Here is a 15,672-nt window from a genome sequence, read left to right on the forward strand (position 1 = left end):
TTGGTATTATGTCTGTAATTAATCCCAAGATTCTAGCTCTTGACTTTGATGGTGTGATCTGCGATGGGCTGAGCGAGTATTTTGAGACAGCTTGGCGTACTTACTGCCAATTCTGGTCGCCTACGAGTTTGACGCCGCCGGAGGATTTAGCACCCAGGTTCTATAGCCTGCGACCAGTGATTGAGGTAGGCTGGGAGATGCCTGTGCTGCTACGTGCCTTGCTGGTGGGGATTGGTGAGGAAAAGATTTGGCAGGACTGGGTGGCGATCGCACAACAAATCCTTCTCGAAGAAGGTCTTGTGGCGGCAGATATTGGAAGAAAGCTAGATAATATTAGGGATGAATGGATTGTCAGCGATTTAAGCGAATGGTTGAGTCTGCATTGCTTCTATCCCGGCATTGTAGAACGATTGCAACAGCTAATCGCCAGTCCCGTACAACTGAGGATTATCACCACGAAAGAGGGACGGTTTGTTCGGCAGTTATTGCAGCAACAAAATATCGAGATGGCGGAAGGCTCTATATTGGGTAAAGAGTCACAGCGTCCTAAGTCTGAGATTTTACGGGAATCGATCGCAGAGTCAGCTGAACCGCCAGTTATCTGGTTTGTGGAAGATAGGCTAAAAACTTTGCGATCGGTACAAAAACAGTCAGACTTGGATGCTGTGAGGCTCTATCTTGCTGATTGGGGATATAACACGCCAGCACAGCACGAATCTGTTCGCCAAGATACACGGATTAAGCTGTTATCCCTCTCCCAGTTTGCTGAGGATTTCTCGGCTTGGCCTTAAAATTAAGCGATCTGCGATCGACTTTACTTGATATCCTGAAATTGTCTGTTGTTATCGTTGGTTAATTTTTTACCGCAGATGAAGAGGGATGTAGGCGCAGCCTTCCCGCAGGGTACGCAGATAAACGCAGATATGAGAAGCCGAATTTTTAGGCATAAAAAAAATCTGCTCTTCCATATTTACTATGTTATTTGAGCCCTTGTGCAGAGGAGAAAAGAAATAAAAATGTTTTTAAGTGAACAAAAGGATAAAAACTCCGAAAGAGCCACATATATAGCAACCGCTCTCGTCGATTAGGGCAGTAGGGGCGAAGCATTCGGGCATATAATTTATTGGTTAAAACCTTATATTTACTACCCGAATGCTTCGCCCCTAACCCCTAGCCCCCTCCCCAGATTTATGGCTTAACCGACTTTCATCGGTTGCTATATCATTAAATCCATCTTTATATAAAAATTAAAGATTATGCTTGACCTAACAAAATTAGCGCGACAAATGCAAGGTTTGAGCCAACACCTAACCTTGGAGGCGGCGGCGAGTCGCCAACGGTTGGAAGTCGCTCAGAAATTGCTGGAAGAGGCTTATGGCAGACAGGTAGAATTGGAGGATCAAATAGAGAAATGGCGCGATCGCTTCATATTTTCCCCTCCCGTACCAGTTGAGCCATTAGATACCTGCATTGACATTCCAGTTCCTCCAAAAGCTCATACCGTTATCGCCACCGATGGTTCCCAAATTGCTCCCAGTCACCACGAAATTGCCTACTGCTATCTGATAAATATAGGTCGGGTTGTGTTGCACTACGGACAAGGACGCCATCCTTTATTGGATAGTCTACCAGAAGTTTTCTATCGTCCCGAAGATCTGTATGTTTCTCGCCAATGGGGTATTCGCACTGAGGAATGGATGGGTTATCGGCGCACTGTTTCCGAAGCAGTTGTTTTGGCAGAGTTGTCTATAAGTTGGGCAAAAAGTCAAACCTCACCCCCCAACCCCCTCTCCGTTAACGGAGAGGGGGAGAAAGAGGGGGAGAAAGAGGGGGAGAAAGAGGGGGAGAAAGAGGGGGGGAAAGAAGGGGGGAAAGAGGGTGAGGTTCAATCTGCTAAAGTGCCAACTTTGGCAATGGTGGATGGTTCTTTACTCTACTGGTTTTTAGATCAGCTACCATCTGATGCGTGCGATCGCCTTATACCTCCAATCATGGAAGCTTGGTCACAAATGCGCTTAGCTGGCATTCCCCTGCTAGGCTACCTCAGCGCCTCTCGCAGCAGCGAATCCCTCAACTTCCTGCGCTTACAAGCTTGTACCTACTCTACCCCTAACTGCGTCGTCCATTGCGACAACTTAGAGAAAACGCCGTGCCAAGTTTTCGATCCTTTGAGGGATACAGCTCTTTGGGCATCTCGTTTGAAACCGGGACAACGCGGTGCCCTATGGCGCAGTAGTAACAAAATTCTCAATTTCTACGACGATGCTCAGAAAATTTATTTCTGCTACGTCCACGTGGGAAGCGAAATTGCCCGAATTGAAATTCCGGCGTGGGTGGCAGAAAATTCAGCGTTGCTGGATCTATCTCTTGGTTTGATGTTAGCGCAAATTCAGAAAGGTTATGGTTATCCAGTAGTTCTTGCTGAAGCACACAATCAGGCGGTTGTAAAAGGGGCCGATCGCGCTCGTTTCTTTGCCCTTCTCGAACAACAAATGATTAGAGCAGGTTTAAGAAATGTGGGAACATCTTACAAGGAAACTCGCAAGCGTGGTAGCATCGCTTAGATTTACTTTATTTCACTCAATTTTGCTTTGTACTCATTAATTTTTTTATCCTTAACACCGTAAGAAAGCACGGTCATTTTTTCCAAATCCAGCACTTCAACTATCGCCGTCCCGTCTTTTTCCACCCAAGAATTTATATGAACATTGGGGCGAATTTCTACTAAGCGTATTGTTTCTAACCCGGTTTTGCCTTTCTCGTTACCTGTAAGATACTCCCATTTATACTGGTTGGCTGCTGGAAATTGCCCCTTTATTTTTAGTTCTCCAAAATCAATCAGGAATGTTTTACCTACCCATTCAATTTTTTGGGGTTGTGCAGTTTGTTGTGCAGTTTGTTGTGCAGTTTGTTGTGCCGTTGGTTGTGCGGCTTGTGGCGGCGAAGGCTGCGTACAGCCCGCCAACGCCATTACTGCTAATACTGCAATTAAAACAACTTTTAGGGCTTTCATAGTTTTACCGCAATTGCACGACTAAAATTATTCTATATATTACCATGCCCTGTAAAAAATAAATTAAAATTTTAGATATATCTAGAAGAAGCTAAATACTCTATTTTCCCTGTAGCATCCGTTACTTTCAGATAAACTGAAACTCTTCATATCGCTTATAGGGTTGAAACTTCCTGCCTTATACTAAGTAGCAATGATTACTTACAAGCAACCAAGGTGACTTTTTTGTTTTAGCGATCGCGCTTGTTTCATTGCCCTTCTCTAACAACAAATGATTAGATCAGCTTATGTCTTCCAGGCGTGATATGCTAATGTATCGTATCTTATGCCTTAAAAAGATTCTGGCTCATCCACCAGCGTTTCAATCAACAAATCAACTTGTTGTCGTCGCTGTTGCAAAAAAGTTTCGCATTGACGCAAGTGTTGAACAGCAGCCGCAAATTCTTCAAAAACTTCAGCCAGTTCTAACTTACCCGATTCAATTTCAGCCACTATGTTTTCAATTTTGGCGACGTTATCTTCGTAATTCCAATCATTCTGAAATGAAATATCCGTAGAATTAATCATAAATCATCCTTCTTTAATCTTCTTCTTGTCTTTCGCGTCTTGGTGGTTAAAATTTCATCCAAAATCTCAATAACTTTAACTTTAACCTGACCCTCACCCAGATGAATCAACAATTCTTGCCCTAATTTTAAACCAGCAGCAGAACGAGCAATACTTCCATCTTCTTGTCGGACTACCGCATAACCGCGTTGCAGTACCGCTTTTGGATCGAGAGTTTCCAACTTTTGCGATAATAGCTGACAGTGCTGGTTAGCTTGCTCAAATCGCTGGGTTGTTGCTTGCACCAAACGTTGACGCAACCAACTAAGCGACTGAGTTTCTTGCTGAACTTGTCTGTCTAACCGCAGTCGCCGCAAGCGATTTCGCAACTGTTCCATTTTATCTTGAGCTATTTCTAATTGCCGATTTACAACTTCATGGAATGCAGCAATTCGCTCTTGATGTTCAACAATTAGATTGGTCAGTTCCGGCACAACTTGCTCAGCCGCAGCTGTGGGAGTATGAGCGCAGAAATCAGCCGTCAAGTCAGCTAAAGATTCATCTCGCTGATGACCAATTCCAGTAATAACCGGAATGGAACACAGAGCGATCGCTCTCACCACCCTTTCATCATTAAAGCAGCCCAAGTCCTCAACCGCACCACCTCCCCGCGACAAAATTACTACTTCCGCCCGACCATCCCGCTCTACCCGTTCGATCGCTGCCACAATAGAAGCTGGTGCCCCATCCCCCTGCACTTGAGCCGGTGAAAACAGTACGTGCAATCCCGGATATCGATATTTTAGTGTTTTCCGTATATCCCCCCAAGCGGCGGCAGAAGGTGAGGTGACGACAGCGATCGTTTGGGGATGAGAAGGAAGCGGACGCTTTCTTTCCTGGGCAAATAAACCTTCTGCTTCCAGACGCTTGAGCAGTTGGCGATAACGCAACGCTTGCAACCCCTCCCCCGCCGGAAAAGCCTGCCAAACAGTCAGCTGATACTCTCCCCGCTGACGATAGAGACGGATACTGCCCAAAATAATCAGCTGTTCCCCGCGCACTGGCGTCTGTACCAGTTTGCCGAGTTGGCTAGTCCACACCACGCAGCGAATCGTCGCTTTCCCGTCTGAGTCTTGCAGCGTGAAAAACAACCCGCTAGGATGTCGGTTGGCACTGGAGACTTCTCCAAACACCCATATCTGCCGCAGGTGGTCATCTTCTTCTAACAAACTCTGGATATAGTCTGTCAACCCGCCCACTGATAAAGCTGTCTCTGGAATTAGAGTATCGGAAAGGTACGAAGTCATCACAAGTGCGATCGGGGGGAGGAACTTAAAAAAGCTTAAACCAGCAGATATGTTCGTCAGATGGTGCTACACTCCGATTAAATATCATAACCACCCTAAAACAAACAGGACTTAACCAATATTTCTTGTTGGCCCCCCTTGCCCCCCAAATCTGGGGGGAACAGGAAGCTGACTTCCCCCAAATCTGGGGGGCTAGTGCGTAAGTCATGACCAATATAGATTAAACAACCTGGGACATTTCAGTACGGTCGGGGAAGTGTAAACTAGAATAGTATATATGTTCTAGTCCTTACTCCCAGACTACCAAATTTTAAACCTCCTATTTTAGAGGCACAAATGGCTATTGCAACAAATGATACGGCTGGCAAAGAAAAAGCCCTAAACCTGGTACTCAAGCAAATTGAGCAACAATTTGGCAAAGGAGCCATAGTGCGCTTGGGAGATGCCACCCGGATGAGGGTAGAAACCATCCCCAGCGGCGCACTAACTTTAGATTTAGCCCTGGGTGGTGGCTTACCGAAGGGACGGGTAATTGAAATTTACGGCCCAGAAAGTTCAGGTAAGACGACAGTGGCGCTACACGCGATCGCGGAAGTGCAAAGATCTGGTGGCATTGCCGCCTTTGTCGATGCCGAACACGCCCTCGATCCGACCTACGCCGCTGCCCTGGGCGTCGATATTGAAAATCTGCTCGTTTCGCAACCGGACAATGGCGAATCAGCTTTAGAAATAGTCGATCAGCTAGTTCGTTCTGCGGCAGTTGATGTCGTAGTGATTGACTCCGTAGCGGCGCTGGTGCCTCGCGCTGAAATTGAAGGCGATATGGGTGATTCTCACATGGGTTTACAGGCTCGCTTGATGAGCCAAGCCCTGCGTAAGATCACGGGCAACATCGGTAAATCGGGCTGTACCGTAATTTTTCTCAACCAACTGCGCCAAAAAATCGGCGTCACCTACGGTAACCCAGAAACCACCACCGGCGGTAACGCGCTCAAGTTCTACGCCTCAGTGCGACTGGACATTCGCCGCATTCAAACTTTGAAAAAAGGCGCAGAAGAATTTGGTATCCGCGTCAAAGTCAAAGTTGCCAAAAATAAAATCGCTCCCCCCTTCCGCATTGGCGAGTTTGACATTATCTTCGGCAAAGGCATTTCCACTATGGGCTGTATTGTGGACATTGCCGAAGAGATCGGCGTGATTATCCGTAAAGGAGCTTGGTACAGCTACAATGGTGAAAATATCGCCCAAGGTCGAGACAACGCCATCAAGTATTTAGATGAGAATGCCCCAGTTGGCAAAGCAATTCAGCAGCAGATCCGCGAAAAACTAGATAAGGGAGCCGTAGTCTCTGCCAACTCGGTGGCGCATCCAAGCGATATATCCGAGGAAGAAGAGATGCTAGAGGACGTAGAATAACCCTAAAAACCAAACAGGAGAGTGGAAGAAGGCTAGTCTTCTTCCACTCTCCTGTTATTATGCGGGAAATTATTGGTTTGGTCGCCCCCGGATTCATCCTTGGGGTCAATTCCATTATCCTAGAATCCAAAATCCAAAATCTAAAATCCAAAATCGATTGACTCAATTTTTCTCCACAGGCGTCTGGCGACTGCTGAGAAAGCGGTCTAAAATCTCCGAGCGCTCAGATGCGCTCAAGTGCGGCAAAGAAGATGGTGAGGTTATATTTTCGGAAGCGGCTTTCTGTCTGTCGATCGTAGATGTATCTTTTGGGGGTTTGGCAAGGAATGGCTCCTCCTCTAAAATCGATGTGAACATGGGATCTGCTATTGGTGCCCTTTGAGGCTGTGTAATTCCGTTGATTTGAGCCAGTAGCTCTGGGGATACTGCCTCCACTGTTTGACAAGTCTGACCGAAGAAAAAAGAAATGGCTAAACTCCCCAGGCGTATTCGATCGCCATCTTGGAGCAGTACGCGCTTGAAGACGGGTTCGCCGTTGACAAAGGAACCGTTGGTGCTGTTTAGGTCAACTAAGTAAAAACCTTCGTTGTGGACGTACTGAATAACGGCGTGGCGACGAGACATCCATTGATCCCGAACTGATAAGGCAATACGACGATCGCGCCCAATAACCCAGACTCTCTGAGGCTGAAATAGCCGCTGCGTTTTCCCCTCAACCAAATTGGTGTTTATATAAGCTTGCTGCCCCTGCACCACGCCTTGTACGTAAGCTGGTGTAAAGCCCCTTAGAGATGGAGAGGATAAGTTTTCTAACTGGAGAATTTCATCCAGTAAACCGTGATTATGCTCGTAAATCCTTAAAAATACCTGGTATAACCCGAGGCGTTTTTCCAATTCCATACCTTCAGACGACTCCAGGAGCGCAGTTTCCCTACTTTTTAAGTTATGCTATTTAAGCTTCTGTGAGTCCCGCACAATTACTGAAATTTTTTTAAATTTTCCTAATTTTTATTAAGCGAACTACCGCACATGGCCTTTGCGTATTTACTATGCTACTTCAGCAGAGGAGCAGGGGGGCTCTTGAGCAGAGGGGCAGAGGAATAAAAATGTTATTCTTTGAACAAAAGCATAACAACTCGGAAACCCCCGGATTCATCAGTCGGGTCAATTCCATTATCCAAAATCGAAAATCCCAAATCGAATGACCCACCACCCTATTTTTTTCAGTTATCGATTATACCAAAAAAAACTTGATTGTGGCTTTAGCCAAAGGGCTTTTGCCACGCTTATAAGGAAGTGGAAAAGGGGCAAATCTCATTGTCAACGTTTGGAATCTGCTTTGGCGCTGACAGCACAAGGCTCCGAGGGTTCAAATTGGTATTTAACCAAATCAGCCAGTTCCTGTAGCTGAGAGATGGCCTCTGCACCTTCTAGCTTCATTAGTTCCCGATCGTCTCGCATCTCTGTCCAAGTGATGCCGTAATCCGATACCAAAAATCGAATCAAATGACTGTCCCCCAAACTAACCATAAAGGAGGCGCTCGTCATTTGGCCGCCGCAGGTATAGCAAGAAGCGAGGTATCCTCTACGCTCTAGGACGACCGCCAGCGCTTGAAGATTCATCACTAGATCTTGAACAAATTGGCGGTGTTGCTCTGCAAGTCTAATAAACACGGTTATCCTCCAACCACCAAACCTAATTGTAGACTTGTTTTACATTTTCTTAATAATTCAGACATTCTGGGGTTGGTCAAAAGGGCTACAAATCCTTTAAACTGGACGACTAACTGCTTTGTTTTAGCTTAACCGACCGATCGCCGAAGGCAACGTATCAAGAGTGACATTACGATCGACACCACTGCATCCTAGACGCGAAATGATAAATCCAGTTCCTTCCAAAGAAAGACTTTGGCAACAGGCTAGGCAGAAAAATACAGATTTTCTTAAGCCTCCTGCGCCCAGATGTCTAAATTTTCTATCTTTAGGCAAGATTTAATTAACTTGCCACCAACCCAGGGCAGGGCCAATGAATCGGACACTAACCCAGGCAACAACCAGTAGGCCAATACCAATCCAAGCACCACGAGTTGTCCACTGAACAAACGCTTCTGCTTGAGATTTAGTAACTGGTAACCATCGGCCCAGGGAGGATTCTTGGCCGTATTTTTCTCCGAGTGTGGCTTTACGCCGCTTTGCTTCGCCCATAACTCTAAAGTAATAAAATCTAACTTTGGCTTGATGATAGCCTTTATGTTCGGGTGATGACCAGATTTTTGAGAAGAATACAATTATAGACAAAATTTTTTAGCAGTCAATCGACTATTTAGATTAGCGGTCGGAACTCAAAAGGTTGAGGTCTAAATAATTGATTCTGGCAAAAGGCCCCAGAGCAGCCAGTACCTGTTGACCGTAGCTGCGGTGGATGACACGGCTATCTAGCAGGGCTAGAGCGCCTTGGGTTTCTCGCACGGGTGCGATCGCTCGTTGCAGAGAGGTAAGAGCTTCTGGCAACAGATACAGGCGAAACCAATCCTGACGCTGCTGCTTGTAGTAGGCAACTCGACCCGCCACCAGGGGATTTTCCAAAGAGGGAATGGGTAACGTTGCGATCGCCAACAGAAGAGGTGCCGGTAGGACATCCTGATGCGCCAGCCAAAATTCCCAACCTGTAACCAAGATGCCATTATCATCCAAACAAGTTTTTTCCACCTGAACCCGCGAACCAAATTCAGATGCCAGAACCGCAGCCACCTGAGCCTTGAGCGGCGTATCGCTCACTAACAGAACCGTGATTCCCCTAACTGCAGTACTAACAATCAGCAGTCTGCGGATTTCCAACAGGAGAGCAGCTTGAAATTGTGGCGTATTGGGCATAGGCAGTCCATCTGGCAGATACAGATGAATCAATTCATTTTGACGATCTGGAGAGAACTTCAGACAAGTTAAATCTCCCAACCCCAAGCGCTGGCGATACATAGGAGCCTCTGCCTCCAACTCCAAAGCACCGCCGATTAAAACCACCGGCTGTTGCTCCCAGATGCTGCTAAGATTTGAAGCCACATCCACTGGGCCGCAATACAAAGAAAACTGACCTTGGCGGCGGGCAATATCAGCCCAAACTAGCTGTCCATCGCTTTGAAATTGCTGCCAAAAAATTTTCCAGACATTTGGTAAATCTAAGTCAGCAGGCGATATATTTCCCTCTGCTTCATCTTGATTTCCTAATTCACGATACAAACGCCTCAAGATATCTTGTTCTGGCGCTTCCATCAGACAGCATTCGTAGGGATTGGGGGGATGCTGGAACACCGCCCTTGTCAGTTGCACCCGTGCATTGCGAATTGCCCTCGCCTGGGATGGTTTCGCCAACATCAGTTGGTCCCAGTCCTTGGGTTCGATCGCAGCAGTCAGCTGGTTACGAGTCCAAACTTCCAAATCATCAACGCCGTCTACAATCGTAGGAATACCAGTGCCAAATAACTCTTGCGTTGTCAGCCGATCGGCTAACCAAGCTTCTGGCGTGGTGAGTAACAGTCCCTGGAAATCCGCATCAGGCAAAGCATTGCCAGTTCTGATCGCCTTCGGATTGCGAATCCACCCCAGCAACTGGGGAATTTCCACCTTGAGCAGACGTTGCTGCACGGCTTCGGTGGCTACCAGAATGACTGGCCCCGGCCAGATCAAGGCTGGTGCCAAATAGCTCAGGCGATACCGCTGGTTGATGCCCGCCGGAAATCCCACCTGAATCAGGGCGCTGCGCCCCAATCGCAAGGCGCGTGCCACTAGCCTTGCCATCGTTAAATGATGGGGCCAGTATGCTGCTCCTAGCGATCGCAGGAAGGCTCGTAGTGAGTTGTGAACTTCTACCTCAATCACAAGTTCAATAATTCTCGTACTGACTTTCAGTCTGACACAGGCTTCGGAAGACTGTTTTGCGAAAATGCGTAAAACCTATGTAAAATAATCTCTAAAATTTGTGGTATGAAAAATCGCTTCTTTCGGCTTGGACTTCTGCTATTCGTGTCAATTGTTTTCTTCTTGGGCTGGTGGACCCCGCCTGCCTCGGCTTTCACAGAAGAACAAAAATTGATAACTCAAGTCTGGCGAATTGTCAACCAGTCGTATGTTGATGACACATTCAACGATCAAAACTGGTGGTTTGTGCGGCAAAAGGTTATAAAGGAACCGCTGAAAAATCGAGAGGAAACTTACGCCGCAATTAGGCAAATGCTGGCAAGTCTAGACGATCCTTTTACGCGACATCTCCAGCCCAGTCAATATCGCAGTTTACAAGTAACAACTTCTGGAGAGCTAACAGGAGTAGGGCTGCAAATTGCCCTGGATGAAGAAACCGGCGACTTACAAGTTTTGGCACCTATTGCTGGTTCACCGGCCCAGGAGGCAGGCATTCAACCGCGCGATCGCATCTTGGAAATTAATGGTGTCCCAACAAAGGATATCAGCCTTGACGAAGCTGCTGCCCGTATGCGTGGGCCTATAGGGACTTCCGTCACCCTCACAGTAGCACGAGGTCAGACAGAACCACAAGAAATTAAACTGGTACGCGATCGCATTGCCCTCAATCCAGTGTTTGCAGAATTACGAGGGGATTCAGACAGTATCGCCGTTGGCTACATTCGCCTCAATCAATTTAACGCTAATGCAGCTAAAGAGTTCGCAAACGCCATAACACGCCTAGAGCAACAAGGAGCAAATGCCTACATTCTAGACCTGCGGAACAATCCAGGTGGTTTGTTGCAAGCAGGGATCGAAATTGCCCGCTACTGGTTGGATAAAGGCACGATCGTTTATACAGTAAACCGACAAGGAATCATCGGCAGCTTTGATGCCACAGATGCCGCCCTAACCAAAGATCCCCTAGTAGTTTTGGTCAATCGGGGAACTGCGAGTGCCAGCGAAATTCTCGCCGGTGCTTTGCAGGATAACCATCGCGCTTTCCTAGTAGGCGAAAAAACCTTTGGTAAAGGTTTAATCCAATCATTGTTTGACTTGTCGGATGGGTCTGGATTGGCAGTGACTGTTGCCAAGTATGAAACTCCCAACCATCACGATATCAATAAGTTGGGTATTATGCCCGACCGAGTTGTCACCTGGGAACCGATTGCCCCGAACCAATTTGCTACACAGGCAGATAGTCAATATCAAGCAGCCTTAGAATTGTTGACATCTCCGGCTGTTCTTGCCAATGCTTCTTTAAAATGAAGTTTCCAGCTTTAGTAGTTGGGTTTTAAGTAAAATATTTTACTTAAAACCCAACTACTAAAGAATAATAGCCCGCTTGATAAGCGAGGCTCTGCCTACTGTGTCTGGGCTAAACTTAGTGGCACAATAATTAGTTCTTGAAAGCTTTGCTGTTTTTTGCTATTAACGCAAGTTGCTACTTAGAAAACTTTGAGAGCTAAAAACTCGGTTTCTTGTGTTTGACAAGGGTGCGTCAGACCGATAAAATTAGTGATCGTATCCAAAATTCTGCGATCTGACGCACCCTACAGCCTGAAAAATCCCTCAAAATTAATAACTAGCAACTTGGGTTACGAACAAAAAAAATCTAAAATTTCAAATTCTTAGTCAAAGCATTTGAACTACCCGCCGCGAAGTCGCCATTGCAGCGGGTTTGTGACGTTTCATCGCCACCAGTTGTCTAAAACTTCCACATTGTCTATCGCAACTCAGCAAAGCTGATTGGCCAATTGACGACAGCCTTTTAATTCCAAACTGGGATTGCTGCGATACTCAGTTTCTGGAACCCAAACGTTAATTGTACGATCCAATCCGATCGAATAGATATATTCAACGTTCGGGTCGTAGTTGACGCCAACTCTCAAGTTAGAAAAATCATCTTCGCAAATCTCATAGCCGAACCTAACGACAATCTGAGCTACTAAGCACTCAGGAGTATCGCAGTATTCTCCGCAGGTGTCTCTTTCTTCCCAGAACTTCTCTAGAAAGGGTTGGAGGATGGGCAGGATTTTATTAGGTGCGCCATTTCTGCTGGCGTAGACGATTACAGGGTTGCCTTCTACAACGATGTGACAAGGTGTAGGCATTGTTTCTGGAGATACGGGTTTCCCTATCCAGGGTAGCGTCCTTCTCTGTTACTCCGGTAGAGGCAAATAAAAGGGGCTCCAGGGGAGCGGGGGAGCGGGAGAGTGGGAGAGTGGGAGAGACAACGGGGAAGAAGAACACAGATTGCTCTATCCGTGCGTAGTCCGATCCTGAAATTTTATGTAAATTTTTGTAAAAAACAGGATTTTGTAGCTAAAGTTACAGAATTTTATGATAGATTAATTAATGAAGACAACAAAGCGTTTGAAAAAACCAGGAGAAACTACTATGTCTGCTAACGAACAAGCCCGCGCCCTGATGCTGCGTCATCACCATCTAGTTAAGAATCGGCAGCAAGCCATGCTGGGACGTGCAGCGGCTGAAGTTGGTTTGCCGATTGATGGAGACGATTTGAGCAATACCCAAGGCAAGCCAAATCCCAGCTTTCGGGCAAGCTAAGATGGCAGCAATGCGGCTCTACGCTAGGCGCTGTCAAATAACAAGTTAGAATTTGCAATTTTTTCGATCGGGCGGAGGGATAGATTTTTCACTCAGCGAAAATTTAACAATTCTTGATGACTTATAATCGACAAACAGGGCGTTCTTCGTGAGGAAGAAACGCCTTTAAGTTTTTGGGGCGAAAGTCAGTGCGGGGAAGAGGGGCTATGGGAAGAGGGAAGAAGATTTTCCCACTCAGCACTACTCAATGACCAATGACCAGTAAGGTGTGGCAGCATGGACTAGATAAACTAGGGTGGTTTGTTGGCATTTTTGAATAATTTGGAAAAAGTTTATGGTTGGTGCAGGTTTTAAAGATTCCAGCAAAGTACGCCAATCTATTATGGGTTTGATCCTGTTGGCTTTATTCCCTCTAGCCTACTCGGTTCCCAGTTTGGCTCAGACACCACGAGGTCGTACCAGTTCGGTACAGGCCGAAAGAGCTTACACTTTAGGAGCTGGCGATCGCATTCAACTGGATATCTTCAACGTCCCCGAATACAGTCGGGAATACCAGATCTTGGTGAATGGCACCGTAAATCTGGCTCTGATTGGCAGCGTGTCGCTTCAGGGACTTACGCTCGAACAAGGTGCCAACGTAATTTCCAATCGATATGCCCGCTACCTCAGACGCCCGATCGTTACCGTCAGTTTGGTAGCGCCGCGACCCTTGCAAGTGGCGATATCAGGAGAAGTTAATCGTCCCGGTTCTTACATCATTCCCCTAACCGCCTCAGGTGGAGCTGTGCAACAGCCAACGCTGACGCAGGCGCTTACCCTTGCAGGAGGCATTACTCAATCGGCTAACCTGCGAGCCGCTCGGGTACGTCGCGTAGTACGCGGTGGAACGCAAACCATCAACGTAGATCTCTTTGCATTGCTAAGAGGAGGCGACCTCAATCAAGACATCACTTTGCGGGATGGGGACAGCATCTTTATTTCCCCTACAGCCAACATAAACCTGGCAGATGCACCCATAAAAGCAGAGGCTAGCTTCGCTCCCGCTCAAAATCAACCGCTGAATGTAGTCGTAGTTGGGGAAGTGACTCGTCCCGGCCCTCTGGTAGTTCTGCCAGATCAAAGCGGGGCAAGACCCAGCGTGTCGCGGGCAATTCAAGTGGCTGGAGGACTAACTCAATCTGCCGACTTGGGCCGGGTGCAGGTACGGCGTACCACGCGAGGCGGCAGAGTACAAAGCATCGCTGTGAATCTCAATCGGTTGTTGCAGGCGGGCGATCGCACTCAGGACTTGATATTACAACAGGGAGATACAGTTGTTGTGCCAACCGCAGCCAACATAAACTTACAACAGGCATTTCAAACAGCAAACACCAGCTTAGCTCCCACCCAAATTCAAACTTTGAATGTTGTCGTAGCAGGCGAAGTAACTCGTCCCGGTCCCCAGCTAATCCCGCCAGATGCAAGCGGAGCCCAATCCAGCGTGTCGCGGGCAATTCAAATCGCCGGAGGAGTCAACCAATCAGCCGATCTCAGTAGAGTTCAGGTACGCCGGACTGGACGAGGCGGTGGAATGCAAACCATCACGGTAAATCTGGAGCAGCTATTGGCGGCAGGCGATCGCTCCCAAGACCTAATCATACAACAGGGAGATACCATCTATATCCCCCCCACAGCCACCATAAACCTAGCAGAAACGGCTCGCATAGCAAGAGCAACTTATGCTCCCACTCAACCTCAACCCATAAATATTGTCGTAGCCGGTGAAGTGACTCGTCCTGGCCCTTATACCGTTCAGGCAGCTCAAGCAGGTGCTTTGCCTACCTTGTCGCGGGCGATTCAAGTTGCGGGGGGAACTACGCAATCGGCTGATATCGGGCAAATACAGATTCGCCGACTGACTCAAAGCGGTACAGAACAATTCACCAGCGTGGATCTTAATCAGTTGTTGCGGGGGGGCGATCGTCGTCAGGACTTGTACTTGCAAGAGGGAGATACAATTGTTGTTCCAACGAGCAGAGAGGTCAATGTAGCGCAATCCCTCGATATAGCATCTTCCAGCTTTGCAGCCGATCCATCTCAACCTTTGAATGTCGCCGTGGTAGGGGAAGTGCAGCGTCCCGGTACTTACACCCTTCAGACGGTTAGACCGGCAGCTGGGGCACCCGGTTCCCTACCTTCTTTCGCTGGGCTACCCACCGTGTCCCAGGCGGTTCAACTGGCCGGGGGAATCACTCAATCTGCTGATATCCGCCGCATTGAGGTGCGCCGAAATACGCGAGCGGGGTATCAACAAACGCTAAGCGTTAACTTTTGGCAGCTGTTGCAGTCGGGCGATCGCTCTCAAGATGTGGTATTACAGCAGGGAGATACAATTTTTGTGCCTGTTGCCACCGATGTCAACCCAGCAGAAGCAGCCCAAATAGCCCAAGCCAGTATTTCTCCCGCTACGATTAGAGTCAATGTGGTTGGAGAGGTAGTCAGACCAGGGCTTGTACAGGTGCCACCCAATACACCGTTGAACCAAGCTGTCCTAGCAGCAGGAGGATTTAACAATCGCGCTCGCAAAAGCTTCGTAGACTTGCTTCGCCTTAACTCAAACGGTACAGTTTCTCGACGAGGTGTGGAAGTGGATTTTGCCAAAGGAATTAGTGAGGAAGGCAACCCTACACTCCGGGATAACGACGTGATCGTCGTGCGTCGCTCTACCATAGCTGGTATCTCCGACACTTTGGGTACAATTTTAAATCCAGTAGGTAGTTTCTTCTCGCTATTCAACTTTTTCAGAATCTTCGGAAACTTTCAATAATTTTAGATTTCAGATTTAAAATTTAAAATTGTCAATTCAAAATAAATTTTAAATCTGCA

Annotated in this window: 14 protein-coding genes; 6 read left to right on the forward strand and 8 right to left on the reverse strand. The window is 47.3% G+C overall.

Annotated features, from left to right (window positions below):
* Positions 1–8: 8 nt before the first annotated feature.
* On the forward strand, positions 9–791 hold the full coding sequence (locus LAY41_RS07590; protein WP_249095930.1) for an HAD family hydrolase: 783 nt from the start codon (positions 9–11) through the stop codon (positions 789–791).
* Between the two features lie 465 nt (positions 792–1,256).
* Entirely contained in the window at positions 1,257–2,564 is a 1,308-nt protein-coding gene (locus LAY41_RS07595) for a DNA double-strand break repair nuclease NurA (protein ID WP_249095932.1), read from the forward strand.
* A 2-nt stretch (positions 2,565–2,566) separates the two neighbouring features.
* On the opposite strand, the gene LAY41_RS07600 is transcribed toward LAY41_RS07595, so the two are convergent.
* The 3 genes from LAY41_RS07600 to xseA all read right to left on the reverse strand — a co-directional run bounded on the left by LAY41_RS07600 (position 2,567) and on the right by xseA (position 4,866).
* Entirely contained in the window at positions 2,567–3,013 is a 447-nt protein-coding gene (locus tag LAY41_RS07600; protein WP_249095934.1) for a MoaF-related domain-containing protein, read from the reverse strand.
* A gap of 330 nt (positions 3,014–3,343) precedes the next feature.
* Positions 3,344–3,580 (reverse strand): exodeoxyribonuclease VII small subunit, encoded by a 237-nt coding sequence (xseB, locus tag LAY41_RS07605; protein WP_249095936.1) that lies wholly within the window; start codon positions 3,578–3,580, stop codon positions 3,344–3,346.
* Complete coding sequence (gene xseA / locus LAY41_RS07610) at positions 3,577–4,866, reverse strand: exodeoxyribonuclease VII large subunit (protein WP_249096338.1); 1,290 nt, start codon at positions 4,864–4,866, stop codon at positions 3,577–3,579. The genes xseB and xseA overlap by 4 nt, the downstream gene beginning before the upstream one ends.
* Positions 4,867–5,202: 336 nt before the next feature.
* Here xseA and recA point away from each other — a divergent pair, with 336 nt between their 5' ends.
* Positions 5,203–6,282 (forward strand): recombinase RecA, encoded by a 1,080-nt coding sequence (gene recA, locus LAY41_RS07615; RefSeq protein ID WP_249095938.1) that lies wholly within the window; start codon positions 5,203–5,205, stop codon positions 6,280–6,282.
* A gap of 162 nt (positions 6,283–6,444) precedes the next feature.
* On the opposite strand, the gene LAY41_RS07620 is transcribed toward recA, so the two are convergent.
* The 4 genes from LAY41_RS07620 to LAY41_RS07635 all read right to left on the reverse strand — a co-directional run bounded on the left by LAY41_RS07620 (position 6,445) and on the right by LAY41_RS07635 (position 10,158).
* Entirely contained in the window at positions 6,445–7,176 is a 732-nt protein-coding gene (locus LAY41_RS07620) for an FHA domain-containing protein (protein ID WP_249095940.1), read from the reverse strand.
* 426 nt (positions 7,177–7,602) lie between these two features.
* Positions 7,603–7,956 (reverse strand): DUF1815 family protein, encoded by a 354-nt coding sequence (locus tag LAY41_RS07625; protein ID WP_249095943.1) that lies wholly within the window; start codon positions 7,954–7,956, stop codon positions 7,603–7,605.
* A 318-nt stretch (positions 7,957–8,274) separates the two neighbouring features.
* Complete coding sequence (locus LAY41_RS07630) at positions 8,275–8,580, reverse strand: DUF2839 domain-containing protein (RefSeq protein ID WP_476726977.1); 306 nt, start codon at positions 8,578–8,580, stop codon at positions 8,275–8,277.
* Between the two features lie 30 nt (positions 8,581–8,610).
* Positions 8,611–10,158 (reverse strand): ATP-dependent DNA helicase, encoded by a 1,548-nt coding sequence (locus tag LAY41_RS07635; RefSeq protein ID WP_249095945.1) that lies wholly within the window; start codon positions 10,156–10,158, stop codon positions 8,611–8,613.
* Positions 10,159–10,263: 105 nt separating this feature from the next.
* Between LAY41_RS07635 and ctpA the strand changes: the two genes are divergently transcribed.
* Complete coding sequence (gene ctpA, locus LAY41_RS07640; protein WP_249095946.1) at positions 10,264–11,505, forward strand: carboxyl-terminal processing protease CtpA; 1,242 nt, start codon at positions 10,264–10,266, stop codon at positions 11,503–11,505.
* 467 nt (positions 11,506–11,972) lie between these two features.
* Here ctpA and LAY41_RS07645 read toward each other — a convergent pair whose 3' ends face one another.
* On the reverse strand, positions 11,973–12,350 hold the full coding sequence (locus LAY41_RS07645; protein ID WP_249095949.1) for a histidine kinase: 378 nt from the start codon (positions 12,348–12,350) through the stop codon (positions 11,973–11,975).
* A gap of 286 nt (positions 12,351–12,636) precedes the next feature.
* On the opposite strand from LAY41_RS07645, the gene gifA reads away from it, so the two are divergent.
* Entirely contained in the window at positions 12,637–12,807 is a 171-nt protein-coding gene (gene gifA / locus LAY41_RS07650) for a glutamine synthetase inactivation factor IF7A (RefSeq protein WP_476726978.1), read from the forward strand.
* A gap of 334 nt (positions 12,808–13,141) precedes the next feature.
* Positions 13,142–15,613: an SLBB domain-containing protein gene (locus LAY41_RS07655; RefSeq protein WP_249095952.1), complete on the forward strand. Its 2,472-nt coding sequence runs from the start codon at positions 13,142–13,144 to the stop codon at positions 15,611–15,613.
* The last annotated feature ends 59 nt before the right edge of the window (positions 15,614–15,672 follow it).

The organism is Argonema galeatum A003/A1 (assembly GCF_023333595.1).
GTDB classification, from domain to species: Bacteria; Cyanobacteriota; Cyanobacteriia; order Cyanobacteriales; family Aerosakkonemataceae; genus Argonema; species Argonema galeatum.

What these genes read in the sequence shown, in the direction of transcription:
- LAY41_RS07645 (WP_249095949.1), bottom strand. Translation starts at nt 12,350, where the DNA reads ATGCCTACACCTTGTCACATCGTTGTAGAAGGCAACCCTGTAATCGTC.
- xseB (WP_249095936.1), bottom strand. Translation starts at nt 3,580, where the DNA reads ATGATTAATTCTACGGATATTTCATTTCAGAATGATTGGAATTACGAA.
- LAY41_RS07595 (WP_249095932.1), top strand. Translation starts at nt 1,257, where the DNA reads ATGCTTGACCTAACAAAATTAGCGCGACAAATGCAAGGTTTGAGCCAA.
- LAY41_RS07655 (WP_249095952.1), top strand. Translation starts at nt 13,142, where the DNA reads ATGGTTGGTGCAGGTTTTAAAGATTCCAGCAAAGTACGCCAATCTATT.
- gifA (WP_476726978.1), top strand. Translation starts at nt 12,637, where the DNA reads ATGTCTGCTAACGAACAAGCCCGCGCCCTGATGCTGCGTCATCACCAT.
- xseA (WP_249096338.1), bottom strand. Translation starts at nt 4,866, where the DNA reads ATGACTTCGTACCTTTCCGATACTCTAATTCCAGAGACAGCTTTATCA.
- recA (WP_249095938.1), top strand. Translation starts at nt 5,203, where the DNA reads ATGGCTATTGCAACAAATGATACGGCTGGCAAAGAAAAAGCCCTAAAC.
- LAY41_RS07590 (WP_249095930.1), top strand. Translation starts at nt 9, where the DNA reads ATGTCTGTAATTAATCCCAAGATTCTAGCTCTTGACTTTGATGGTGTG.
- LAY41_RS07600 (WP_249095934.1), bottom strand. Translation starts at nt 3,013, where the DNA reads ATGAAAGCCCTAAAAGTTGTTTTAATTGCAGTATTAGCAGTAATGGCG.
- ctpA (WP_249095946.1), top strand. Translation starts at nt 10,264, where the DNA reads ATGAAAAATCGCTTCTTTCGGCTTGGACTTCTGCTATTCGTGTCAATT.